General features: G+C 72.4%; 20 protein-coding genes, 1 pseudogene and 1 riboswitch. Of the genes and pseudogenes, 15 read left to right on the top strand and 6 right to left on the bottom strand.

Annotated features, from left to right (window positions below; translation table 11 throughout):
- Positions 1-156: 156 nt before the first annotated feature.
- A complete protein-coding gene (locus ABIA33_RS36460) occupies positions 157-1,725 on the bottom strand; it encodes a DUF5691 domain-containing protein (protein ID WP_370088209.1) in 1,569 nt (522 codons plus the stop codon).
- Positions 1,722-3,092: an SWIM zinc finger domain-containing protein gene (locus ABIA33_RS36465; RefSeq protein WP_370088211.1), complete on the bottom strand. Its 1,371-nt coding sequence runs from the start codon at positions 3,090-3,092 to the stop codon at positions 1,722-1,724. Before ABIA33_RS36465 ends, ABIA33_RS36460 begins: the two co-directional genes overlap by 4 nt.
- Before the next feature lie 275 nt (positions 3,093-3,367).
- On the opposite strand from ABIA33_RS36465, the gene ABIA33_RS36470 reads away from it, so the two are divergent.
- The 3 genes from ABIA33_RS36470 (at position 3,368) to ABIA33_RS36480 (ending at position 8,027) form a co-directional block, all read left to right on the top strand.
- Entirely contained in the window at positions 3,368-4,480 is a 1,113-nt protein-coding gene (locus ABIA33_RS36470; RefSeq protein WP_370088213.1) for an AAA family ATPase, read from the top strand.
- Positions 4,481-4,563: 83 nt separating this feature from the next.
- Positions 4,564-6,846: a DUF5682 family protein gene (locus tag ABIA33_RS36475; RefSeq protein WP_370088215.1), complete on the top strand. Its 2,283-nt coding sequence runs from the start codon at positions 4,564-4,566 to the stop codon at positions 6,844-6,846.
- Positions 6,843-8,027: a VWA domain-containing protein gene (locus ABIA33_RS36480; RefSeq protein ID WP_370088217.1), complete on the top strand. Its 1,185-nt coding sequence runs from the start codon at positions 6,843-6,845 to the stop codon at positions 8,025-8,027. Before ABIA33_RS36475 ends, ABIA33_RS36480 begins: the two co-directional genes overlap by 4 nt.
- Positions 8,028-8,041: 14 nt before the next feature.
- On the opposite strand, the gene ABIA33_RS36485 is transcribed toward ABIA33_RS36480, so the two are convergent.
- The gene (locus ABIA33_RS36485; protein WP_370088219.1) at positions 8,042-8,437 is read right to left on the bottom strand and encodes an ATP-binding protein; all 396 of its coding nucleotides are present in this window, start codon (positions 8,435-8,437) and stop codon (positions 8,042-8,044) included.
- 340 nt (positions 8,438-8,777) lie between these two features.
- On the opposite strand from ABIA33_RS36485, the gene ABIA33_RS36490 reads away from it, so the two are divergent.
- The 4 genes from ABIA33_RS36490 to sucD all read left to right on the top strand — a co-directional run bounded on the left by ABIA33_RS36490 (position 8,778) and on the right by sucD (position 12,396).
- Positions 8,778-9,719, top strand: a complete 942-nt coding sequence (locus ABIA33_RS36490) for a helix-turn-helix domain-containing protein (RefSeq protein ID WP_370088221.1) — start codon at positions 8,778-8,780, stop codon at positions 9,717-9,719.
- 4 nt (positions 9,720-9,723) lie between these two features.
- Positions 9,724-9,930: a DUF397 domain-containing protein gene (locus tag ABIA33_RS36495; RefSeq protein ID WP_370088223.1), complete on the top strand. Its 207-nt coding sequence runs from the start codon at positions 9,724-9,726 to the stop codon at positions 9,928-9,930.
- 388 nt (positions 9,931-10,318) lie between these two features.
- A complete protein-coding gene (gene sucC / locus ABIA33_RS36500) occupies positions 10,319-11,491 on the top strand; it encodes an ADP-forming succinate--CoA ligase subunit beta (protein ID WP_370088225.1) in 1,173 nt (390 codons plus the stop codon).
- Between the two features lie 20 nt (positions 11,492-11,511).
- The gene (gene sucD / locus ABIA33_RS36505) at positions 11,512-12,396 is read left to right on the top strand and encodes a succinate--CoA ligase subunit alpha (protein ID WP_370088227.1); all 885 of its coding nucleotides are present in this window, start codon (positions 11,512-11,514) and stop codon (positions 12,394-12,396) included.
- Between the two features lie 86 nt (positions 12,397-12,482).
- On the opposite strand, the gene ABIA33_RS36510 is transcribed toward sucD, so the two are convergent.
- A complete protein-coding gene (locus ABIA33_RS36510; protein WP_370088229.1) occupies positions 12,483-13,715 on the bottom strand; it encodes a sigma factor-like helix-turn-helix DNA-binding protein in 1,233 nt (410 codons plus the stop codon).
- Positions 13,716-13,955: 240 nt separating this feature from the next.
- Here ABIA33_RS36510 and ABIA33_RS36515 point away from each other — a divergent pair.
- Positions 13,956-14,858, top strand: a pseudogene (locus tag ABIA33_RS36515) (DUF6350 family protein); the annotation flags it as partial.
- A gap of 316 nt (positions 14,859-15,174) precedes the next feature.
- Positions 15,175-15,453: a DUF6350 family protein gene (locus ABIA33_RS36520; protein WP_370088231.1), complete on the top strand. Its 279-nt coding sequence runs from the start codon at positions 15,175-15,177 to the stop codon at positions 15,451-15,453.
- Here the strand turns inward: ABIA33_RS36520 and ABIA33_RS36525 are convergent.
- On the bottom strand, positions 15,374-16,087 hold the full coding sequence (locus ABIA33_RS36525) for a hypothetical protein (RefSeq protein WP_370088233.1): 714 nt from the start codon (positions 16,085-16,087) through the stop codon (positions 15,374-15,376). The two genes, ABIA33_RS36520 and ABIA33_RS36525, sit on opposite strands and share 80 nt — an antisense overlap.
- 332 nt (positions 16,088-16,419) lie before the next feature.
- On the opposite strand from ABIA33_RS36525, the gene purN reads away from it, so the two are divergent.
- Positions 16,420-17,094 carry a phosphoribosylglycinamide formyltransferase gene (purN, locus tag ABIA33_RS36530; RefSeq protein WP_370088235.1) on the top strand — a complete coding sequence of 225 codons (675 nt, stop codon included), beginning with the start codon at positions 16,420-16,422 and terminating at the stop codon, positions 17,092-17,094.
- A 76-nt stretch (positions 17,095-17,170) separates the two neighbouring features.
- Positions 17,171-18,754, top strand: coding sequence for a bifunctional phosphoribosylaminoimidazolecarboxamide formyltransferase/IMP cyclohydrolase (gene purH, locus ABIA33_RS36535; RefSeq protein ID WP_370088237.1), 1,584 nt, complete (start codon positions 17,171-17,173; stop codon positions 18,752-18,754).
- Positions 18,755-18,833: 79 nt separating this feature from the next.
- Here purH and ABIA33_RS36540 read toward each other — a convergent pair whose 3' ends face one another.
- Entirely contained in the window at positions 18,834-19,604 is a 771-nt protein-coding gene (locus ABIA33_RS36540; RefSeq protein WP_370088239.1) for an RDD family protein, read from the bottom strand.
- 506 nt (positions 19,605-20,110) lie between these two features.
- Between ABIA33_RS36540 and ABIA33_RS36545 the strand changes: the two genes are divergently transcribed.
- The 4 genes from ABIA33_RS36545 to glyA all read left to right on the top strand — a co-directional run bounded on the left by ABIA33_RS36545 (position 20,111) and on the right by glyA (position 24,240).
- Positions 20,111-20,962, top strand: a complete 852-nt coding sequence (locus ABIA33_RS36545; RefSeq protein ID WP_370088241.1) for a bifunctional methylenetetrahydrofolate dehydrogenase/methenyltetrahydrofolate cyclohydrolase — start codon at positions 20,111-20,113, stop codon at positions 20,960-20,962.
- Positions 20,963-21,035: 73 nt separating this feature from the next.
- Positions 21,036-21,476: a DUF3017 domain-containing protein gene (locus ABIA33_RS36550; RefSeq protein ID WP_370088243.1), complete on the top strand. Its 441-nt coding sequence runs from the start codon at positions 21,036-21,038 to the stop codon at positions 21,474-21,476.
- Between the two features lie 254 nt (positions 21,477-21,730).
- Entirely contained in the window at positions 21,731-22,720 is a 990-nt protein-coding gene (locus ABIA33_RS36555; RefSeq protein WP_370088245.1) for a malate dehydrogenase, read from the top strand.
- A 103-nt stretch (positions 22,721-22,823) separates the two neighbouring features.
- Positions 22,824-22,915: riboswitch (ZMP/ZTP riboswitch) on the top strand.
- A 35-nt stretch (positions 22,916-22,950) separates the two neighbouring features.
- On the top strand, positions 22,951-24,240 hold the full coding sequence (gene glyA / locus ABIA33_RS36560) for a serine hydroxymethyltransferase (RefSeq protein WP_370088247.1): 1,290 nt from the start codon (positions 22,951-22,953) through the stop codon (positions 24,238-24,240).
- The last annotated feature ends 38 nt before the right edge of the window (positions 24,241-24,278 follow it).

The following is a 24,278-nucleotide window of genomic DNA, read 5'->3' on the forward strand; positions in this document are numbered from 1 at the left end:
CCGGGGGGTGGCTCCCCGGGGGATGGAGTACTCCCGGGACGCCGACGCGTGACGTGGTGGCCTGGGTGGAGGGCAACCTCCGCAGCGCGGCGGCGCTTTAGCGCGGGTCGCTTTGGGGGTGGCTGTCCCGGGGGTCCGGGGTGGCTCCCCGGGCGCTTACGCCGTTGGTGGTGGTGGGGGTGCGAGCTCGGCGAGCATCGTGGCGCGGAGGCGCAACGTCGCGGCGAGGCGGGTGAAGATCTCGGCCCAGGCCGGCGTCGCGCCGTCGGCCAGGGCGTCCAACTCCGCTGCCGCGTCCGGAGCGAGCGCCCGCTCGGCCACGCCGAGCACCCCGCTGTGACTCCACGGGTATCCCCCCTTCTCGGCGACCCGGGCCAGCGCCCTCAGCACCTCGCTGCCGAGCGTCTCCGGCCAGGGGGCCGGGCACGCGACCAGCAGCTGGAAGGCGTCGCCCAGGCCGTACCGGCCCAGGAAGTCCGCCGTCCACCGGGCCCTTTCCTCCGGAGGCAGGACCGCCAGCAGCTTCGCCGCGCTGCCCGCGGCCATCTCCCCGCCGCCGCGGCGCGACGCCAGCAGGGCCCGCGCCCACGCGCGGTCGTTCTGACGGACGGCGGCGCGGGACCAGGCGTCGCGCAGTTCCTGCGCCCAGGTGTCGGAGACGGGCAGGGCGAGCACCTCCGTGGGCGGTCCGATCTCCCGCACCCAGACGTTCAGCGGTGTCGCCGCGAGTATCTCGCTCAGCCAGAAGGCACGGTCGGCCCGGCCGGTGGGGGACGACGCAGCGACCCCGTCACGCTGTGCCGCCGCGTCGCAGCTGGTCGGCGGATGCACCGTCAGCCGCGGCCCGTCGGCGGTCGTGGTCAGGCTGACGGCGGCGCGGGCGCGGTCCGCCATGCGCAGGGCCAGGGCGGAGCCGGGCAGGGTGGAGAGCAACTCGGCGGCGGTCAGCCGGACGTTCTTGGCACGGTCGCTCAGCGCCGACTCCAGGAACGGCTCGTCGTCCAGGGAGAGGCCCTCCTGGAGTGCGTCGAGGAACAGCAGCCGGTCCTCGGCCCGCTCCGTTGCCCAGGTGGTGCACAGCAGCTCGCGCGCACCGGCCGGGTCGCGGCGGCGCAGCCGGGTGAGATGGGTCACCCGCTCGGCGAACAGGCCTTCCTGCCACAGCCGCTCGTCGGCTGAGACCGCGTCGGTGCGCAGCGGGGTCCGCAGGACGTAGCGCCAGTCCGGGTTGCGTTCGGCGAGCCAGTGACCGAGCGGTCCGGCGAGGGCGACGGCGTCGCCCCGCAGTTCGCTGCGGGCGCGGGCGGCGTCGAGCAGCGGCGGGACCAGGGCTGAGGGTGCGCGGTAGCCGCGCGCGCAGGCGGCGGCGAGGTACTGCGGCAGCAGCTCGTTGATATTGGCCAAGTTCCCGGAGCCGCCGGCGGACCCGCTGCCTGAGGAGTCACCCCGGGAGCCGCCGCGCTCGGGTAGCAGCATGGCGAGCCTGCGCCGGGCGGACTCGGGCAGGGCAGGCCGGGGATCGTCGGGGGCCAGCGCGATCGGCTCCGTCGCAGAGCCGGGCCGCAGGCCGGCCCGCCGTTCCACGGCGTGCAGCGCGGCCTGGTCGAGCAGTTGCTGTGCCGCCTCGGCGGCGGGGACGGGGCGCCGGTCGGTGCCCAGCAGGGCCGTGGTGACGAGATCCGGCCAGGTGGTACTGCCGCTGTCGCGGTTCTGAGTGCGGGTCACGAGGGGACTCCCAGCGTGCAGATGCGTGAGCCGTCCTGGTACCAGGCGGTGATGGGGGTGAAGCCCCGGTGGCCGCACTCGCCGAAGACGGTCAGCGGGCGGCCGCCGGAGACGGCGGCCAGACGCCACAGACCGGTGTCCGAGGTGCCGCGCCGGTCCACGGGTATCGCCGTCGGCTCCGGCCCGGCCAGATCGGCGAGTTCCCAGCCGAGGTCGGTCGGTGTGGGGACGACCCGGTGCAGCACGACGGGCCAGGACTCGAGCCAGGGGTCGTCGCCCAGAGCCTGCCCGTAGGCGTCCAGCGCCGCGTCGAGGCGCAGCCCCGGTGGCACCGCCTGGGCTTCGGGTGGCGCCATGGGAGCGCCGAAGCGGGTGCCCAGCACGGCCCGGAGCGGGCGCGCGCCCGGGTGGAAGGCGAGTTCCGCGTCCAGCAGCAGGCCGGTGGGCAGGGACAGCTCCGGGGCGACGCCGGGACGCCCGAAGCCGAGCAGCAGGGCATCACGGCCGCTGTCGCTGCCGCGCAGCCAGATCCGCCGGGTGGTCAGCTTCTCGTCGACGCTCTCGCGCCCGCCGAGGACCAGCCAGCGGTCCCGGACGAGCGGGCCGCGCAGGACGTCGGCGGCGTCCACGGTGAAGCCGACGCGGGCCCGTACGGTCGCCGCGAGGGCTTCGGGGAGGCTGTCGACGCGGCGGTAGCCGGAGGCGAGGAGGTGCAGCAGGCCGTACTCCTCCAGCAGCCGGGACGGCCAGCCGGGCCCTGAGGCGGAGACGGAGCCCAGCTCGCGGGCCCGCGAAGCGAGCCCGGGGGCCTGGGCGTCGACCATTCTGGCCGCGACATCGCCCCAGGGTCCGTAGCCCTGCGTCGGCGCGTCGGCCAGGCCGGCCCGTACCTGGTCGGCGAGGCGCGCCTCGAGCTCGGCCGCACCTGCCGCGACCCGGGCGGAGCGGCGGGTGAGCCGCCGCTCGGCGGCGAGCAGCGCCGCCGCGTCGGGCCCGGCCGGCGAGGCGTCGGCCTCGCGCTCCGCCCTCTGCTCGGACTTCGCGCTACGGGCCTCCAGCCAGGCGCCGGCCCAGTCCGGGATGGGCGCCTCCCCCTCCTCGCGGCCGGACCAGCGCAGCAGCAGGGCGAGGGCGTGCTTGCAGGGGAACTTCCGGCTCGGGCAACTGCAGTGGTACGCAGGTCCGGTGAGGTCGACCACTGTGCGGTAGGGCGTGCTGCCGCTGCCCTTGCACTCGCCCCAGAGGGAAACGCTGTCGGCGCCCGTGGCCGACCAGGGCGCGGGCGTGGAGAGTTTGGTCGCCGCCTTCCGTGACGGGGCGTCAGGGGCGAGCGAGAGAACGTGTTCGGGTGTCCAGCGATCCTCCATGGGACGACCGTAGACCGAGGCACCGACAATCCGGTCCGCGCTCGGCCCCGCGCCCGGCCCCGCGCCCGGCTCCGCGACTGAAACGGCAGGTGGGACGAGGTCCGTGCGGATTGTCAGTGGCCGGGTGCAGAGTAGGTCGTGCAGGCGGCGCCCACGAGCGTGGCGTGGCCGACTTCTGCTCACGGACTCGGTTCTGACGTGGCGCCACCACTGGATTCCCCTGGTCCGCAGCTGCGCCACCGAAGCCTCCCCGCCCGACGAATCGAGGAGCCCGCATGCCCGCCATCACCGACACCACCCCGGAAGCCGAGGTGCTCCGGCCGCACGCCGAGACCACCTACGCGGGCGAACTCACCGCCCTCGCGGCCGCCGACGACCGTCCGCGCCCCGCGCGCTGGCTGCTCTCACCCTGGGCCGTGGCGACGTATCTGCTGGGCGGCACCCTGTCCGACGGCACCGTGATCACCCCGAAGTACGTCGGGCCGCGCCGCATCGTCGAGGTCGCCGTCACCACTCTGGCCACCGACCGGGCGCTGCTCCTGCTCGGCGTCCCGGGCACCGCCAAGACATGGGTGTCCGAGCACCTCGCCGCCGCCGTCAGCGGCGACTCCACACTGCTCGTCCAGGGCACCGCGGGTACTCCGGAGGAGGCCATCCGCTACGGCTGGAACTACGCCCGGCTGCTCGCCGAGGGCCCGAGCCGGGGCGCGCTCGTGCCCAGCCCGGTGATGCGGGCCATGGCCGAGGGCCGGACCGCCCGGGTCGAGGAGCTCACCCGCATCCCGGCCGACGTCCAGGACACCCTGATCACCATCCTCTCCGAGAAGACCCTCCCGATACCCGAGCTGGGCGAGGAGGTCCAGGCGGTCCGCGGCTTCAACCTCATCGCGACGGCCAACGACCGGGACCGCGGCGTCAACGAACTGTCCAGCGCGCTGCGCCGCCGCTTCAACACGGTGGTGCTGCCGCTGCCCGCCACGCTGGAGGAGGAGGTGGACATCGTCTCCCGCCGCGTCGGCGAACTGGGGCGTTCCCTGGAACTTCCCGAGGTCCCCAGCGGCTCGGCCGAGATCCGACGCGTCGTCACCGTGTTCCGCGAACTGCGGGACGGGGTCACCGCCGACGGCCGGACGAAGGTCAAGTCGCCCTCGGGCAGCCTCTCCACCGCCGAGGCCATCTCGGTGGTCACCAGCGGCCTGGCCCTCGCCGCCCACTTCGGCGACGGCGTGCTGCGCCCGGCCGACGTCGCCTCCGGGCTGGTCGGTGCGGTCGTCCGCGATCCGGCCGCGGACCGGCTGGTCTGGCAGGAGTACTTGGAGAGCGTGGTGCGCGAACGTGACGACTGGAAGGACTTCTACCGCAGCTGCCGTGAGGCGGCGCAGCGCTGAGCGGCTCTGTTCCGGCCGTTCGCACTGTTCCGGCTGTTCCGGCTGTTCCGGCTGTTCCGCAGGACTGTCAGGAGTGTGACGAGATGACGCAGCAACAACCCGCAGGCGTGGCCCTCCTGGGCGTGCGCCACCACGGGCCGGGATCGGCCCGCGCGGTCGCCGCCGCGCTGGAGCAGTACCGGCCCGACGTCGTGCTGATCGAGGGGCCGCCGGAGGCGGACTCGTTGCTGGCATTCGCGGAGCACAAGGACATGGTTCCGCCGGTGGCCCTGCTCGCCCATGTGGTGGACGACCCGGCGCGGGCGGCCTTCTGGCCGTTCGCCGCGTTCTCGCCGGAGTGGGTCGCGCTGCGGCACGCCCTGGACAACCGGGTCCCGGTGCGCTTCATCGACCTGCCGGCCGCGCACACCTTCGCGTTCGCGCAGGGGCCGGCGAACCCCGACGAGCCCGCGCCGCCCACGCTGGATCCGATCGCCGAACTCGCCCGCGCCGCAGGCCACGACGATCCCGAACAGTGGTGGGACGACGCCGTCGAGCACCGGCTGCCCGGGGGCACCGAGGACGCCCTCGCCCCGTTCCGCCTCATCGCCGAGGCCATGGCCGAGCTGCGCCCGCCGGGTGACGATCCCGCGAAGGACTCCGACGCCCGCCGCGAGGCGTACATGCGGCGGCAGTTGCGGGCCGCGCGCCGCGCCGGTCACCAGCGGATCGCCGTCGTCTGCGGGGCCTGGCACGTGCCCGCTCTCGCCGCGAAGCATCCCGTCGCCGAGGACGACGCCCTGCTGAGAGGGCTGCCCAAGGCCAAGGTCGAACTGACCTGGGTGCCCTGGACCCACCGCCGCCTCTCCCAATACACCGGATACGGCGCCGGAATCGCCTCCCCGGGCTGGTACCAGCACCTCTTCGCCGCCCCGGACCGCAGCCTGGTCCGCTGGATGACCAAGGTCGCCGCACTGCTGCGGGCGGAGGACCACCCGGTCTCCTCGGCGCACGTCATCGAGGCGGTGCGGCTGGCCGAGACCCTCGCGGCGATGCGGGGCCGACCGCTGCCGGGGCTCGCTGAGACCACCGACGCCGTACGGGCCGTCATGTGCGAGGGCTCGGACGTTCCGCTCGCCCTCGTCCACGACCGCATGGTCGTCGGCGACGCCCTCGGCGAGGTGCCCGACGACGCCCCCGCCGTGCCGCTCCAGCGTGACCTGACCCGACAGCAACGAGCCCTGCGCCTCAAACCGGAGCCCGGAGAACGGGAACTCGACCTGGACCTGCGCAAGGACACCGACGCCGGGCGCAGCCGCCTGCTGCACCGGCTCGCGCTGCTGGGCATTGACTGGGGCCGTGCCGCCACGTCCCGCACCGCCTCCACGGGCACCTTCCGGGAGAGTTGGCTGCTGCGCTGGGAGCCCGATCTCGCCGTGAGCATCGCCGAAGCCGGAATCTGGGGCACCACCGTCGAGTCGGCGGCCACCGCGCGCGCCCGCGACCAGGCAGCCCACGCCGGCTCCCTCGGCGAGGTCACCGCACTGGCGGAGACCTGCCTCCTGGCCGACCTCCCGCAGGCCCTGCCCACCGTCCTCCAGGCGTTGGCTGACCGGGCCGCGCTGGACGCCGACGTCGCCCATCTCGCCGAGGCGCTGCCCGCCCTCGTCCGCTCGCTGCGCTACGGCGACGTGCGCGGCACCGACGCCACGGCGCTGCGCGGGTTGGCCGAGGGCCTGGCCGTGCGGATCTGCATCGGCCTGCCACCCGCCTGCAACAGCCTCGACGCCGAGGGTGCCACCGCGATGGCCGTGCACCTGGGCGCGACCCACGCGGCCGTAGCCCTGTTGGCCGACGGTCCGTCACTGCGCGAGCGCTGGTCGGCGGCGCTGCTCTCGCTGGCCCGGCGGGACACCGTTCCCGGGCTGCTACGCGGACGGGCGGCCCGGCTGCTGCTGGACGACAACCAGTGGGACGCGGAGGAGGCGGCGCGGCAGATGGCGCTCACGCTCTCCGCCGCCACCCCGCCCACGGAGGCGGCCGGCTGGATCGAGGGCTTCCTGGCGGGCGGCGGGATGCTGCTCGTCCACGACAGCCGGCTGCTCGGCCTGGTCGACGAGTGGATCACCTCCGTGCCCGAGGCGGTGTTCCCCGACGTGCTTCCGCTGCTACGCCGGACCTTCTCCGGGTTCGAGGCTGGCGTGCGGCGGACCGTGGGCGAGCGCATACGCAGCGACGGCGGTGGCACAGGTGGCGGTGGCGGTGCGTCCGGCGCCGGACAGGTCGCCCACCGCCCCGGCTTCGCCGCCGCCCTCGACCCGGAACGCGCCCGCGCGGCCCGTGCCACGGCAGCTCTCCTGCTCGGACTGACGGAGGATCACCAGTGACAGCCGACCGCACACCTACTGACGCAGCCGACGAACGCCTGCGACGCTGGCGGCTCGTCCTCGGCGGTGAGGCCGACGGCACCGGCTGCCGCCTCGCCGGGCGGGATGCGGCGATGGACCGGGCACTCTCCGCGCTCTACCGGGGCGAGTCCGGCGGAGCCGCCGACCGCAGCAGCCCGCGCAGCGCGGGCCTGGGGGGCTCCGCGCCCCAGGTCGCGCGCTGGCTCGGTGACATCCGCGAGTACTTCCCCACCAGCGTCGTCCAACTGATGCAGCAGGATGCCATCGAGCGGCTCGGCCTGGCCCAGCTCCTGATGGAGCCGGAGATGCTGGAGGCCGTCGAGCCGGACGTCCACCTCGTCGGAACCCTGATCTCCCTCGGCCGGGCCCTGCCGGAGACCACCAGGGAGACGGCCCGCGCCGTGGTCCGGAAGGTCGTCGCCGACCTCGAGCGCCGGATCGCCACCCGCACCCGCTCGGTCGTCGGCGGGGCACTGGACCGCAGTGCCCGGGTCAACCGGCCCCGGCACCGCGACATCGACTGGAACCGCACCATCCGCGCTAACCTGAAGAACTACATCGAGCCCTCGGGGCAGCGCGAGCACGGCACGGTCGTGCCGGAGCGCCTGATCGGCTACGCCCGCGCGCAGCACGCGGTGAAGAAGGACGTCATCCTGTGCATCGACCAGTCGGGTTCCATGGCCGCCTCCGTGGTCCACTCCTCGGTCTTCGCGGCGGTCCTGGCCTCCATGCACTCGCTGAGCACCCGGCTGGTCGTCTTCGACACCTCCGTCGTCGATCTCACCGAGCAGCTGACCGACCCGGTGGACGTGCTCTTCGGGGTGCAGCTCGGCGGCGGTACGGACATCAACCGCGCGCTCGCCTACTGCCAGTCCCGGATCACCCGGCCCGCCGACACCATCGTCGTCCTGATCAGCGACCTCTACGAAGGCGGCATCCAGGACGGGATGCTGAAGCGCGTCGCCGCGATGAAGGCCTCCGGCGTCCAGTTCATTGCCCTGCTCGCGCTCTCCGACGACGGCGCGCCCGCCTTCGACCGGTCGCACGCAGCGGCGCTCGCAGCCCTTGGCGCGCCGGCCTTCGCCTGCACGCCGGACCTGTTCCCGGATGTGATGGCCGCCGCGATCCAGAAACGGCCGCTGCCGATACCCGAGGTGTGAGCGGGACGGTGTGATCAGGACCTGGGCAGGTTCAGCGCCGCCCACACCGTCTTTCCGCCGCATCCGGGCCGGGGCACCGCGCCCCACGCCGTGGCGAAGGTGTCGACCAGGAGCATCCCGCGCCCGTGCTCGTCCTCGTCGTCGGCGCGTTCGAGCTGGGGCAGGTCCCGTCGGTCCTCGTCGTCCACCTCGACGAAGAGCACCCCTCGCGCGCTCCACAGCCGGCAGTGCACCCGCCTGCTGCAGGTGTGCGTGACCGCGTTGCAGACGAGTTCGGACATGCACAGTTCGGCGTCGGCGAGGGTGTCCCCCGGCAGCCGCCACATCGCGGCGGTGATCCGAACGAAGCGTCGCGCGGTGGCGACGGATTCCGGCACGCCCGGGAAGGTGGCCGCGGCCTGGCGATCCATAGGCCAGGTGCTTCGAGCTGTTCCCAGCTGGGCGATGCCCGGCGGGACCGCAGCCGGTGCGGTCGTCGTCAGTACGGTCGTCGTCAGCGGGGCTGCGGTCGAGGAGGCGAGCGGCACTGGGAGGGGAGGTTCGTGGTCGTCCGGGCCCTCGGCGCTTCCCGTGTTTCGGGCGTCCCGGCTCTGAACGCGATGGCGTGCGTTGTGCATCGAGCATCCGCTTCTTGAAGCAGTGGTACGAAGCTGGGTCTCCAGCGGTCCGCGCTCGACGTCGCTACGGTCTGTGCGTGCACCGTTACTCATGAAACGGTCCCTGAGTAAGGTTACAAAAGCAACTTACTCCGTGGGATTCGCCGCCGTGGTGCGGGATTTCTGGATGTGCAGGGGAGTCGCGCGCTCCCCCCGAGACGAACGGTGCGCAGGGATGAGCGCTCTCCAGAGCCCGACGGTCCGCCGCCGGAGGCTCGGTGTCGAGCTGCGCCGCTTACGCCAGGCGGCGGGGCTGACCATCGACGATGTGGCCTGCGACCTCGACTGCTCCGACACCAAGATCAGTCGCATCGAGACCGGCAAGATGAAGGCGCGCCAGCTGGACGTACGCGCGATGCTCGACCTGTACGGCGTGGCCGACGGGGAGTCGCGGGAGCGCCTGCTCCAGCTGAACCGTGAGGCTCGGATCGACGGCTGGTGGTCCGGTTTCGAGGACGTGCTGCCGACCGGGTTCGAGACATTCGTCGGCCTCGAGGCGGAGGCGGCAGCGCTGCGCAGTTATGCCCTGGCGGTCGTGCCGGGACTGCTCCAGACCGAGGCGTACGCTCGAGCGCTGTTCCGGGCCGGGCACCCGGATGCGTCCGCTGAGCAGGTGGAGCGACTGGTCGCGCTGCGCACCACCAGACAGCTCCTGCTCGTCCGTGCGCCCTCGCCCCTCCGGCTGTGGGCGGTCGTGGACGAAGCGGTGCTGCGCAGGCCGATCGGCGGCCGAGAAGTGATGGCGGATCAGCTCAGGGCTATGGCGGAACTGGCTCATCAGGCTAATGTCCTGTTTCAGGTACTGCCGTTCGACAAGGGTGCACATGTATCACTCTCCGGCATGTTCACTCTGATCGAGTTTCCGAACGATGCAGATTCCGATGTCGTCTATGTCGAGGGCGCCGGTGGGAACCTCTACCTGGAACGGCCGCGCGATGTCCGCGAGGCGGCCAGGGCGTTCAGCCGCCTGGTGGCGGCTGCTCTCGACTGCGACGACTCCAGGCGATTCATCCTGACGGCAGCAGAGGAGTTGTGAGTCTGTGGAGCAGACGGAACTCACCCGGGCCCGCTGGTTCAAGGCGAGCGCGAGCGACGCGGCGAACGGCTGTGTCGAGGTGGCATTCCTCATCGACGGGGCCGTGGCCCTGCGTGATTCCAAGGACCGGGACAAGCCCGCGCACATCTACACCGCGCACGAATGGGCCTGCTTCCTGGACGGAGCAAAGCGCGGCGAGTTCGACCGCTGACCGGCGCGCCGCGTCGGAACCGCCCGTCGGCCGGAGTGCCCCCGCGCTCCGGCCGGCGAGCCGGCGGACCGAGCCGGGGCTCCGGAGGGGCGCGCGGCGACTGCGACACGCCCGCTGTGACGGTTATCACCGGGCCCAGCCCGGCTCAGGGCGAAACGTGCACGTCGTACGGGGATAACCTGCGAGACGGACATGCCTGCCCGTCTGACGCCAGGCCGTGTGCTCCCCGTAGCGATGGTGCTGGACGCGAGATCCGTTCCGGATCCGCGTACCGCCTGCCACGACGGCCACAGCGGCGACCTTTCGGGCGGCACGCTGGGAAGATAGGAGTGGCCGGCCCTCCCGTGACCGACCACTTCCGAAGTCGCGATCACAAGGACGGACGCGCGTGGACCTGTTCGAATACCAGGCGAGGGACATCTTCGCCAAGCACGGTGTACCGGTGCTGGGCGGTGCAGTCATCGAAAGCGCTGAAGAGGCGCGTGCGATCGCTGAGGAATGGGGCGGCCGGGCGGTCGTCAAGGCGCAGGTCAAGGTCGGTGGCCGCGGCAAGGCGGGCGGCGTCAAGCTGGCCTCCGACCCTGCGGACGCCGTCGCCAAGGCCGAGGCCATTCTGGGCATGGACATCAAGGGCCACACGGTCCACAAGGTGATGCTCGCCCAGACGGCGGACATCAAGGAGGAGTACTACGTCTCCTTCCTGCTCGACCGGACCAACCGGACCTTCCTCGCCATGGCCTCTGTCGAGGGCGGCGTGGAGATCGAGGTCGTCGCGGTCGAGAACCCCGAGGCGCTCGCCAAGATCCCGGTGGACGCCAACGAGGGCGTGACCGACGCCAAGGCCCGCGAGATCGTCGAGGCGGCGAAGTTCCCCGCCGACGTCTCGGACCAGATCGTCGAGGTCCTGAAGAGCCTGTGGAAGGTCTTCATCGCCGAGGACGCGCTGCTCGTCGAGGTGAACCCGCTGGTCAAGACCGGCGAGGGCAAGATCGTCGCGCTTGACGGCAAGGTCTCCCTGGATGAGAACGCCGACTTCCGGCAGCCCGAGCACGAGGCGCTGGTGGACCACGCTGCGGCCAACCCCCTCGAGGCGAAGGCCAAGGCCAAGGGCCTGAACTACGTCAAGCTCGAGGGCGAGGTCGGCATCATCGGCAACGGCGCGGGTCTCGTCATGAGCACCCTCGACGTGGTCGCGTACGCCGGTGAGAACCACGGCAACGTGAAGCCCGCCAACTTCCTCGACATCGGCGGCGGCGCGTCCGCCGAGGTGATGGCGAACGGCCTGGAGATCATCCTCGGCGACCCGGACGTCAAGTCCGTGTTCGTCAACGTGTTCGGCGGCATCACCGCCTGCGACGAGGTCGCCAACGGCATCGTCCAGGCCCTGGAGCTGCTCAAGTCCAAGGGCGAGGACGTCAACAAGCCCCTGGTCGTCCGCCTGGACGGCAACAACGCGGAGCTGGGTCGCAAGATCCTGTCTGACGCCAACCACCCGCTCGTTCAGCGCGTGGACACCATGGACGAAGCGGCCGACAAGGCCGCCGAGCTGGCTGCGAAGTAAGGGACGAGGACTCCACAACCATGGCTATCTTCCTCACCAAGGAAAGCAAGGTCATCGTCCAGGGGATGACCGGTGCCACCGGCATGAAGCACACCCGCCTCATGCTCGCTGACGGCACCAACATCGTCGGCGGTGTCAACCCGCGCAAGGCCGGCACCAGTGTCGAGTTCGACGGCACCGAGGTACCGGTGTTCGGCTCGGTCGCCGAGGCGATCGAGAAGACCGGTGCCGACGTCTCCGTCATCTTCGTGCCGCCGGCCTTCGCCAAGGCCGCGGTCATCGAGGCGATCGACGCCGAGATCGGCCTGGCCGTCGTGATCACCGAGGGCATCGCGGTGCACGACTCCGCGTCGTTCTGGGCGTACGCGGGCGAGAAGGGCCACAAGACCCGGATCATCGGCCCGAACTGCCCCGGTCTGATCACGCCGGGCCAGTCCAACGCCGGCATCATCCCGGGCGACATCACCAAGCCCGGCCGCATCGGTCTCGTGTCCAAGTCCGGCACGCTGACCTACCAGATGATGTACGAGCTGCGTGACATCGGCTTCTCCTCCGCCGTGGGCATCGGTGGCGACCCGATCATCGGGACCACCCACATCGACGCCCTCCAGGCGTTCCAGGACGACGCCGACACCGACCTCATCGTGATGATCGGTGAGATCGGCGGCGACGCGGAGGAGCGTGCGGCGGCGTACATCGCCGAGCACATCACCAAGCCGGTCGTGGGTTACGTCGCGGGCTTCACCGCGCCCGAGGGCAAGACCATGGGCCACGCCGGTGCGATCGTGTCGGGTTCCTCCGGCACCGCGCAGGCGAAGAAGGAGGCCCTGGAGGCGGCGGGCGTGAAGGTCGGCAAGACCCCGTCCGAGACCGCGCGGCTCGCTCGCGAGCTCATCTCCAAGTAGCAGGTAGCAGGTAGCAGTAGCTGGAAACCGCCCCGTACCGATTGCTTCGGTGCGGGGCGGTTTCGGCTCCGTTGGTCTGCGTTCGGTCAGTGCGGGGGCGCGCAGGCGAGCGCGAGGAGCTGGCAGAAGCCCGGGGAGTGGGCGGGGGGCCGCTGCCCGGGCCCGGGCGCGGAGCGGCTCGGTGGCTTCGCCGTCACCAGCCAGGAGGAGAGGCCGGACGACAGTGGGGCGGTCGGCGCAACGTCCGACCGCGCGGCCCGCGCGGGTGACCGGTTCGCGGCGGACGGACCGAACCCGGGAAACATCGACGCCGCGCCGCCACGAGCCTCGACGCCCGCACTGACCTTCGCCGTGCCCGTGCCCCCTCCAGCCCCCGCTCCGGTGCCCGTGCCCGCATTCGCGCTGGCCTCCGCCGCGCCCGTGCCCGCTCCTGCCGCCGCCGTGCCGGTGCCCGTGGCCCCGCCCGCTCCCGCGCCTGCTCCGGCCCCCGGCCCCGCGCCCGCGCTGACCCGTGCCGGCGCCGGGGTGGCGTCCGCGCGAGCCGCCGTGGCGGGGAGATCGACTGCCGGGTGGTGGCCGTAGGTGAGGAAGGCCGGGACCGGGGGGTGCCAGGGGGTACCCCAGGCCAGGCCGGTGAGCAGGCTGACGGCCACCGTCGCGGTCAGCAGTCCGAAGGCGCCGGTCACCCCCCGGTCGTGGAGTCGCGCCCGGCGCTTGATCCGGCTCGGGGGCGCCACATGGCGGCCTTCCTGGGGACAGCCCCGCACCGCCGCCCCCCGGAGCAACGGGCCGAGATGCCGCCCGAAACCCCGGGCCCGCGCGTCCGGCCCGGTGACCTCGGGTACCAGCCGGGCCAGGGCGAGCCGCCCCCGGACCACCCTGCCGTAGGCGCCGGGGGTACTGGACTCGATCTCCGCGGCGGTCTGCTGCCAGGTGAGGCCCAGAGCGTCATGCAGCACGAGCGCGCGCCGCTGCGCGCGCGACAGGTGCAGCACCGCCCGCAGCAGCTCACGGTCCGTCCCCCTGAGCCCGCTCAGCCTGCGGATCCGGTCAGGGCTGCGCAACCCGCCCGGATGCCACGGCGAGAGTGCGAGGTCGAAAGCCGCAGTGCGCACCCAGCCCTCGGGCGACGGGTCGGCGGAGACCTCGGCCCAGTTGGTCCAGGCGAGCTGGAACGCGCGCCGGACGCAGTGGCTCGCGCGATGCCGGTGCCCGACGAGCAGGTACGTCTGCTGGACCAGCCGGGTGTAGGCGTCGCCGTACAGAGCGTCGAAGCCGATGGACGCCAGCGGATGATCCGCTTGCCCGATAAGTCGCATATCTGAATTCTTCGGGCGAAGAGGGACATCTGCCATGTCGGTGGGCGTAACGGGTGGTCCGTCGGCGCATGGTGGGGCATGGCGTTCTTGATGGAGCGGTTACGACCGGCCGCCGCCAGGCGGATGACCTCGGGGTTGGCCCGCAGGATGCTGCTGGGGACGGACGTTCCGGCGCTCCGGGGCGGGCTGGTCGGCGGCGCGGCTGCGGCCGGCCTGGGTCTCGCGGGCGTGGCGCTGCCGATGTTCCTGCTGTGGATCGTCACCCCGTACGTCGCCGGCGGCCCTGGCAGCGTGGTCCACCTCGCCGCCTGCGTCTGGCTGCTGGCTCACGGGGCGGAGCTGTCGCGTCCCCTGCTGGACCAGGCGGCCGCTGCGACGGGTGGCCCGAGCGCGCATGCGCCCGTCGGGGTGTCCCCGCTGCTGGTCACGGCGCTGGTGCTGGTGCCGCTGTACCGGGCCGGGGTGCGGGTGGGTGAGTCAGGAGCCGAACGCGAGGGCTCGCCGCCGGCGGCCGCGTTGCTCGGACTGGGGGTGGGCTACCTGCTGGTCGGTGCGAGCGCCGTGGCCGCGGCAGCGACGGGGCCGCTCAGCGCCGCCCCGCTACGGGCGTTCGGGTGGGTGGCGCTGGTGGCGCTGCCGGTCGCTGCGCTGGGCGTACGCAGAGGTGCGGGCTCGTGGGGGCTTCGGGAGCGGCTCCGGTGCGCGCTGCCGACGGAAGCCGAAGCCGGTACGCGCTCCTGGCCTCGGCTGCCCGCGTGGGTGCCGGTCCCCGGCCCGACGACCGTCCCCGTCTGGGCCCGGGTCGCCGCTCGGGCGCGGGTCGCTGGTGGTGCGGGTGTCGCGGCGCGCGCGGCAGTGGGCGGCAGTGCCGCCCTGCTGGGCGGCGGCGCGCTGGTGCTGGCGGTGTCACTGCTGGTCCACTTCGGCACGGCCGGTGCCGTCGCCGCCCAGGTCGCGCCGGACCTCGCCGGTCGGCTGGCGCTGCTGCTGCTCTGCGCGACGCTGCTGCCGAACGCCGCGATCTGGGCCGCGGCGTATGCGTTGGGGCCGGGCTTCGCGCTCGGCGGTCAACTGACGCCGCTGGGGGCTGCTGCTGTTCGCACGCCCACGTTTCCGCTGGTCGCCGCCCTTCCCGCAGCCGGCCACTCGCTGCTGGGCCTGCTCGCGCTGGCCGTGCCGGTCGTGGCCGGCGGCGTGGGGGGGGGGGGGGGGGGGGCCCCGGCGGCGGGCCCCCCCCCCCCCCCCCCCCCCCCCCCCCCCCCCCCCCCCCCCGCCCCGGCCCCCCCCCCCCCCCCGGGCCCCCCCCCCCCCCCCGGCCCCGGGGGGGGGGGGGGGGGGGGGGGGGGGGGGGGGGGGGGGGGGGGGGGGGGGGGGGGGGGGGGGGGGGGCCGGGGGGGGGGCCGCCCCCCCCCACGACGACGAGCCGGGCGACCCAGGGTCTGTCCGCCAGGGTTGGGGCATGCTCGCGACGGCGGAGGTCGCGCTCGCCGCCGCCGCCGGTACGGGCCTGGTGGCAGCCCTGTTCGCGGCCGCTTCGGGCGGCACGCTCGGCACCAGCGCGCTCGCCCACGTCGGCCCCTCGCCCTGGCGTACCGGCTTGGCGGCCCTGGGCTGGGCCGCCACCGGCGTGCCCGGGGCACTGTTGGTGCGTTGGTGGATCAGCCGCCGAGCTGGACGAGCCACGCCGGAGGCCGAGGCGTCACGGTCGTGGCGCAGCTGGAGTAGGCGGCCTTGGTGAGGGCGTTGGCCTGGCAGTCGTAGAAACTCTTGTAGTACATCTGCACGCCGAAGACCGTGGCGACCAGCGAGAGCCCCACGATCGCGGCGATCAGCCCGCCGGTCGCGGCCGGAACCTGCGGCCGCACCGGGTACGGCGAATATCCGTGCCCGTAGCCGGTGGGTGTCCCGGTGGTGGGCGGCGGAGGCGTCTTTGCGGTACCGCGCAGGGCGCTGATGGACCAGTACAGAGCCAGCGAGGACAGCAGCAGGGTCACGTAGGGGACGCCGAGGATCAGGAAGAAGATCCCCCACATCCCGCTCAGCAGCGCGTACCTGGCCCTCCGCTGGACCGGGTCGGTCGGGTCGAAGCGGGGCCCCTGCGGCGGCGGCCCGTACGGGAGGCGCGGCGGCTGCTGCCCCTGGTAGCCGGGGCTCCAGGGGTGCGGCGGCGGCACGGGTGGCACCGGCGGCCGGTCGCCCGACGGGTCCTGCGGCGGGCTGTCCTGCGGGCCCTGCTCCTCCTCCCGGCCCTGCGGCTTCACGGCGGCGCGGCCCCGTGGCTGCCACGGGCGGTCGGGGGCGTCCTTGGGCGGCGGGGCGAAGGGGTCGCGGGGACCCTCGGGGGGTGCGCCGCTGTCCGAATTCTGGACCATGGTCTTCGCCGTACTCCTGACTCTGGACGCCTGCGTTCAGGCTCTGAGGGACACCCTCTCACCCCGTACCCAGGTGGGCTCTTCCCTACCCCATGATCGGCGACCGGGAGTAGGGGCCCGGAACCGTGTGCCGGTATCGTTGCTGACGACCGGCGCCCGCCCAGGGTTCCTGGTCGGCCCGTGGCGCCGTCGTGGGCCCCTTCGGCCACTGCGGATGCCGGTCACGAGATGACACCCCGCCTTGGCTGTACAGATCGAGCCCGGCCCGTACCCGAGTGCGCAGTCAGTCCAGACCGCCCGGGAACGGCCGCGCCGTTACGGAGGACCGAGCAGTGGCGTATGCGCCGACCGCCCCGCACCTCGATTTCGCCGCGCCGCCGAGCCCGGCCCGGCTGGTCGTCCTGGTCTCGGGCTCCGGCACCAACCTGCAGGCGCTCATCGACGCCTGCGCCGATCCGGCCTACGGGGCGACGATCGTCGCCGTCGGCGCCGACCGGGACGGCATCGCCGGTCTGGAGCGCGCCGCGAAGGCCGGCATCCCGACCTACGTGCACCGGGTCAAGGACTTCCCCGAGCGCACCGAGTGGGACGCGGCGCTGACCGGAACCACCGCGGCGTACGCCCCGGACCTGGTGGTCACCGCGGGCTTCATGAAGATCCTCGGCGGCGGCTTCATGCGCCGCTTCGAGGGGCGCATCATCAACACCCACCCCGCGCTGCTCCCGTCCTTCCCCGGCGCGCACGGCGTTCGGGACGCCCTCGCGTACGGCGTGAAGGTGACGGGCTGCACGGTCCACCTGGTGGACGACGGCGTGGACACCGGCCCGATCATCGCGCAGGGTGTGGTCGAGGTCACCGACGCCGACCACGAGGACGGCGGGGACGCGCTGCACGAGCGCATCAAGTCGGTCGAGCGCACGCTGCTCGTCGACGCCGTGGGACGGCTGGCCCGCGAGGGCCACAGCGTCCATGGGCGCAGGGTGCTTCCGCTGACGCCGCACCAGTGATTCCGTGACAACCAATCACGTGACAACCAATCAATCGACTCCATCGACAGAGCCTCGATCAGTGAAGGAACCGGCAATGAGCTCCGGCAGTAACCAGCCCGCGCCCACCTCCGAGAACGTGCGGCCGCTCCGCCGCGCACTCGTCAGCGTCTACGACAAGACCGGTCTGGAGGAGCTCGCCCAGGGCCTCCACGCCGCCGGTGTCGAGCTGGTCTCGACCGGCTCCACGGCGTCGCGGATCGCCGCGGCCGGCGTGCCCGTCACCCCGGTCGAGGAGCTGACCGGCTTCCCCGAGTGCCTCGACGGCCGGGTCAAGACGCTCCACCCGCGGGTCCACGCCGGAATCCTGGCCGACCTGCGCCTGGCCTCGCACCGCGAGCAGCTGGACGAGCTCGGCGTGGCGCCGTTCGACCTGGTCGTGGTGAACCTCTACCCCTTCAAAGCCACCGTCGCCTCCGGCGCGAGCCCGGACGAGTGCGTGGAGCAGATCGACATCGGCGGCCCCAGCATGGTCCGCGCCGCAGCCAAGAACCACCCCTCGGTCGCCGTGGTCACCTCCCCGGCGCGGTACGGGGACGTCCTCGCGGCGGTCGCCGCCGGCGGCTTCGACCTGGCGACCCGCAAGCGCCTGGCCGGCGAGGCGTTCGCGCACACCGCCGCCTACGACGTCGCCGTCGCCTCCTGGTTCGCCTCCGCCTACGCCCCGGCCGACGAAGAGGTGTTCCCGACCTTCCTCGGTGCGACCTGGGAGCGCGAGAACGTGCTGCGCTACGGCGAGAACCCGCACCAGGCGGCGGCGCTGTACGTGGACGGCAGCGGTACCGGCCTGGCAGCCGCCGAGCAGCTGCACGGCAAGGACATGTCGTACAACAACTACGCCGACACCGACGCCGCGATCCGGGCCGCCTACGACCAGGCCGAGCCTTGCGTCGCCATCATCAAGCACGCCAACCCCTGCGGCATCGCGGTGGGCGCGGACGTGGCCGAGGCGCACCGCAAGGCCCATGCCTGCGACCCCGTCTCCGCCTACGGCGGCGTCATCGCCGTGAACCGCGAGGTCACCCTCGAGCTGGCCGAGCAGATCGCCCCGATCTTCACCGAGGTCGTCTTCGCGCCCTCGTACGCGGACGGCGCGGTCGAGGTGCTGGCCCGCAAGAAGAACATCCGGGTGCTGCGCGGCACCCCGTCCGCCTCCGCGATCGAGACCCGCGCGGTCACCGGTGGCGTGCTGCTGCAGCAGGCCGACCGCATCGATGCGCCCGGTGACGACCCGTCGACCTGGACCCTCGCGGCGGGCGAGGCGCTGGACGCCGACGCGCTCGCCGAGCTGTCCTTCGCCTGGCGGGCCTGCCGGGCCGTGAAGTCCAACGCGATCCTGCTGGCCTCGGGCGGCGCCTCGGTGGGTGTCGGCATGGGTCAGGTCAACCGGGTGGACTCGGCCCGGCTCGCAGTCGAGCGGGCGGGCGAGCGCGCAAGCGGTTCGTTCGCCGCCTCGGACGCCTTCTTCCCCTTCCCCGACGGCCTGGAGGTGCTGATCGAGGCGGGCGTCAGGGCGGTCGTCCAGCCGGGCGGCTCGGTCCGTGACGACGTGGTGATCGCTGCGGCACAGGCCGCCGGGGTGACCATGTACCTGACGGGGACTCGGCACTTCTTCCACTGACCGTCAGCGACCGACGTGCCGAGGCCCGCTGTGCCCTTCCGGGACAGCGGGCCTCGACACGTTCCGACGATGCCGGTGGTCAGGGCTTGATCACCAGGGTGTTCGCGGCACGGTCGTGCCAGCCGCGCAGCTTGCCCGTGTTGTCGAAGAAGGGCGAGATGTAGATCAGGATCGAGCCGATGTAGCAGGTCACCAGGCCCAGGCCCATGGGGAAGCCCCAACGGGTCAGCGCGCCGCCGAAGCTGGGCTTCACGCCGGTGCGCTCGTCCACGATGAGGAGGCCGAGGATCATCTTGCCGGGGGTCGCGCCCTTCCAGGCGACGAACGCCGTGTCCCAGGCGATGAAGATGAGGACCGGAATCACCATGAGGGCGATGAGGGTGGCGAAGATTCCGGACACGGCAGCGCTGTTGACGGTGCCGTCGGCGTTGACCGTGCTGCTGCCGACCAGGCCCAGGCCGCTGAGGACCACCAGGTTGAATATCCAGACGATGATGATGCAGAAGACGAAGTCCAGTAGCCGGGCGCCGAAGCGCGCGCCGTAGGAGGCGATCTGGAAGGTCCCGGTCGGGATGGTCACATAACCCGTGGCGCCCTGGGCGACTCCAGGAACTGGCATCTGCTGCGGGTAGCCGTAGGCGGGGTCGTACCCGGGCTGCGGCGGCTGGCCCTGCTGCGGGTAGCCGTACTGCGGCTGCGCCGGAGGCTGCTGCGGGTAGCCGTAACCCGGCTGGGGCTGCTGCGGCGGCTGCTGGGGGTAGCCGTAGCCCGGCTGCGGCTGCTGCGGCGGCTTGGCGTACGGGTCCTGCGGCTGGCCGTACGGGTTGTTCGGATCGGGCGGGTAGGACACGGTTTGCCTCCGGGCAGAAGGTAGGACGACTGACACACTCGGCGCCGCAGGCATAGGCCCTACGGGTGAGAATGCGGCGAGATTATCGGATGGGAACGACAGCGGGGTCGGATGCCGGCAAGGCGTCCACGGGCCGAGGGGGCAGGGTCTCGGCGAGACTGCCGGATCGTCCCGCTGCTCGCGTCGACTGACGGAGCGTCACCTGCGATTGCTGCTGACCGCGCACTGTCTCCCCCGAATTCCGGCCGTCTCTGGTGGCTTCCGCCGCGTGTCTCTCCCGCGTGCGGTCCCCTCCACCTGAATCAGCACGACGACCTCTCTGCCGGGTCCATCGTTCCGGTCCCGTCCCACGGTGTCCACCCACTTCACGAGCCCGGTCAAAGTTGTGGCAAATCTGCAACCGGATCCCAATGGTCCGCCATGTGCAAACGGCGAATTCCCTGGGTATCGGCAGCTGCGCATGAGCCGCTGCACGTCGCACCGCATCCATCCGGGAGAATGGCGTCATGACCGCCCAGATTCTCGATGGCAAGGCCACCGCCGCCGCGATCAAGTCCGAGCTCACCGTCCGCGTCGAGGCGCTGAAGGCCCGGGGCATCCAGCCCGGCCTCGGCACCGTGCTGGTCGGCGACGACCCCGGCAGCCACTCCTACGTACGCGGCAAGCACCGCGACTCTGTCCAGGTCGGCATCGCCAGCCTCCAGCGCGAACTTCCCGCCGACGCCACCCAGCAGGACGTCGAGGACGTCGTCCGCGAACTCAACGAGAACCCTGCCTGCACCGGCTACATCGTCCAACTGCCGCTCCCCAAGGGTTTGGACGAGAAGCGTGTGCTCGAGCTGATGGACCCGGCCAAGGACGCCGACGGCCTGCACCCGATGAGCCTGGGTCGCCTGGTGCTGGGCGTCGAGGCGCCCCTGCCCTGCACCCCCAACGGCATCGTCGAACTGCTGCGCCGCCACAAGGTCGAGATCAACGGCGCCAACGTCGTCGTGGTGGGCCGCGGCATCACGGTCGGCCGCTCCATCGGCCTGCTGCTCACCCGGAAGAGTGAGAACGCCACCGTCACCCTCACCCACACCGGCACCCGCGACCTGTCGCAGCACCTGCGCCGGGCCGACATCATCGTCGCGGCGGCCGGTGTGCCGCACCTGGTCAAGCCCGAGGACGTGCGCCCGGGCGCGGCGGTACTGGACGTCGGCGTCAGCCGCGACGAGAACGGCCTGGTCGGCGACGTGCACCCGGGCGTCGCCGAGGTCGCGGGCTGGCTGTCGCCCAACCCGGGCGGCGTCGGACCGATGACCCGGGCCATGCTGCTCTCCAACGTGGTCGAGGCGGCCGAGCGTGCCGCCGGCTGATCCCTCCGAGCCGGTAAGGACGCCGGCGCCGGCGAAGAAGGCGGCGCCGGTGGAAACGCCGACGCCAACGCCAATGCCAACGCCGGCAACGACCGCGGCGCCGAAGTCGCACGCGGCGGCGAAGTCGCGCCGCCACCCGGCGAAGACCACCGGCACCTTCCCGCCGCAGGGATCGGCCGCGGCCGCGGGCCGCGGCCAGCCGGTCCCGGTCCGGCAGTGGCCGATCGTGGTGGTCTTCACGCTGGTCGGCGTCGGCCTGGCGGTGACCGCGCTGGACGCGTTCCGTCCCGGCGTGATCACCATCGGGGCGGCGATGCTGCTGGCGTGCGTGCTCCGGATCGTCCTCCCGGAGGTGGGGATGCTCGCGGTGCGCAGCCGGTTCACGGACGTGCTCGTGATGGGACTGCTCGGTGTGGCGATCATCGTTCTGGCGCTCGCGTCGGAACCCAATCCGGTGATCACGATTCCCTTCGTCACGGACATCGCCCGCTTCTTCGGGCGCGCCCAGGGCTGACCGCCGGCACGGGCCTGACCTGGCTTGATGCCGCAACGGCAGGACCGACCCGGAAACGTGACGAAGGACGCGCCACCCCGCTCGGCCGGGCGTCACACGCAGCCCCCTCACTGGGATAACCTGACATCGGTCTCTTGAAGTCAAGAGATCGATCAGGGTCCGGCACCGCGGGCGTGCCCTGCACGTGCACTGCTGCCGCCGAAGCCTGACCACCCCAGGTTCAGTCAGCCCAGGTATCAGCAGGAGACGTCACCATGACCCGCACTCCCGTCAACGTCACCGTCACCGGTGCCGCCGGCCAGATCGGCTACGCGCTGCTCTTCCGCATCGCCTCCGGCCACCTCCTCGGCGCCGATGTCCCGGTGAAGCTGCGCCTGCTGGAGATCCCGCAGGGCGTCAAGGCGGCCGAGGGCACCGCGATGGAGCTCGACGACTGCGCGTTCCCGCTGCTCGCGGGTATCGACATCTTCGACGACCCGAACAAGGGCTTCGAGGGCGCGAACATCGGCCTGCTCGTCGGCGCGCGCCCGCGCGGCCCGGGCATGGAGCGCGGCGACCTGCTCTCCGCCAACGGCGGGATCTTCGGCCCGCAGGGCAAGGCCATCAACGACAACGCCGCGGACGACATCCGGGTGCTGGTCGTCGGCAACCCGGCCAACACCAACGCCCTCATCGCCCAGCGCAACGCGCCGGACGTGCCGGCGGACCGCTTCACCGCGATGACCCGCCTGGACCACAACCGCGCGGTCGCCCAGCTCGCCAAGAAGCTCGGCGTCTCGGTCACCGAGATCAAGAAGCTGACGATCTGGGGCAACCACTCCGCGACCCAGTACCCCGACGTCTTCCACGCCGAGGTCAACGGCGAGAACGCGGCCAAGGCCATCGCCGACGACGCCTGGCTGTCGGACTACTTCATCCCGACCGTGGCCAAGCGCGGCGCGGCGATCATCGACGCCCGTGGCGCCTCCTCGGCCGCCTCGGCCGCGAACGCCGCCATCGACCACGTCTTCACCTGGACCACCGGCACCCCCGCCGGCGACTGGACCTCCGCCGGCGTCGTCTCCGACGGCTCCTACGGCGTTCCGGAGGGCCTGATCTCCTCCTTCCCGGTCACCGCCAAGGACGGCCGGTTCGAGATCGTCCAGGGCCTGGACATCAACGACTTCTCCCGCGCCCGCATCGACGCCTCCGTCGGCGAGCTCATCGAGGAGCGCGACGCGGTCCAGGGCCTCGGCCTGATCTAGTCCGAGTCCCCCAGTCGGGTCCACGCAGCAGCACCACGCGTCGCCTGTGCCCTGTCTCGCTCAGCGGGACAGGGCACAGCCGTTTCCCGGGCACCCGCTAGGCTGGAACCGTCGCGACTGGCGCACGTGGAAGAGACCACGAGGGAGCGGCGCAGCAGTTCCACCACCGGAGTGCCGTACGCCTGGGCACCTGGGTCACCGTCACAGGAAGACCCGGAGGAGTACAGGTCATGACCCGACCGCAGAACACAGACCCGCTGCTTGTGACAGACCCGCTGCTTGTGACAGATCCGGAGATCGCCGCACTCGTCGCAGCGGAAGAGCAGCTGCAGGCGGACACCCTGCGGCTGATCCCGAGCGAGAACTACGTGTCGGCCGCCGTGCTGGCCGCCAGCGGCACGGTGCTCCAGAACAAGTACTCCGAGGGCTACCCGGGCAAGCGCTACTACGAGGGCCAGCAGAACATCGACCAGGTCGAGTCCCTGGCCATCGACCGCGCGAAGGCCCTGTTCGGCGTGGAGCACGCCAACGTCCAGCCCTACTCGGGCTCGCCCGCGAACCTCGCCGTCTACCTGGCGTTCCTGAAGCCCGGCGACACGGTGATGGGTATGGCCCTGCCGATGGGCGGCCACCTGACCCACGGCTGGGGGGTCTCCGCTACCGGTACCTGGTTCCGGGGGGTGCAGTACGGGGTGCGTCACGACACCGGCCTGGTCGACTTCGACGAGGTGCGGGCGCTGGCGCTGAAGGAGCGTCCCAAGCTGATCTTCTGCGGTGGCACGGCCGTCCCCCGGACCATCGACTTCCCCGCGTTCGCCGAGATCGCCCGGGAGGTCGGAGCCGTCCTGGTGGCCGACATCGCCCACATCGCCGGACTGGTCGCCGGTGGCGCGCACCCCTCTCCGGTGGGGCATGCGGACGTGATCTCCACCACTACGCACAAGACCCTGCGCGGCCCGCGCGGCGCGATGCTGATGTGCACCGAGGAGCACGCCCGCGCCATCGACCGGGCGGTCTTCCCCGGTCTGCAGGGCGGCCCGCACAACCAGACCACCGCAGCCATCGCCGTCGCCCTCAAGGAGGCGTCCGGCGAGGACTTCCGCGGCTACGCCCGACAGGTCGTGAGCAACGCCCGGTCGCTGGGCGAGCACCTGGCCGCGCGGGGCTTCGACCTGGTGTCCGGCGGCACCGACAACCACCTGCTGCTGATCGACCTCACCAGCAAGGACATCCCGGGGAAGGTGGCCGCGAAGGCGCTGGACCGGGCTGGGATCGTGGTCAACTACAACACCGTGCCCTACGACACCCGCAAGCCCTTCGACCCTTCCGGCATCCGCATCGGGACGCCCTCGCTCACCTCGCGCGGCATTTCGCAGTCGGAGATGTCCACCGTCGCCGAGTGGATCGACCGCACGGTCCTCGCCGCGCGCAACGGGGACGAGGAGACGGTCGGCAAGGTCCGCGCCGAGGTCAAGGAACTGATGGACGCCTACCCGGCCCCCGGACTGCCCGTCGCCTGACCGCCTGCGGCGGAGAAGCCGGTCGGACGACCCCTCGC

Origin of the sequence: Streptacidiphilus sp. MAP12-16 (assembly GCF_041262165.1) — a bacterium.
In the GTDB taxonomy this organism is placed as follows: domain Bacteria; phylum Actinomycetota; class Actinomycetes; order Streptomycetales; family Streptomycetaceae; genus Streptacidiphilus.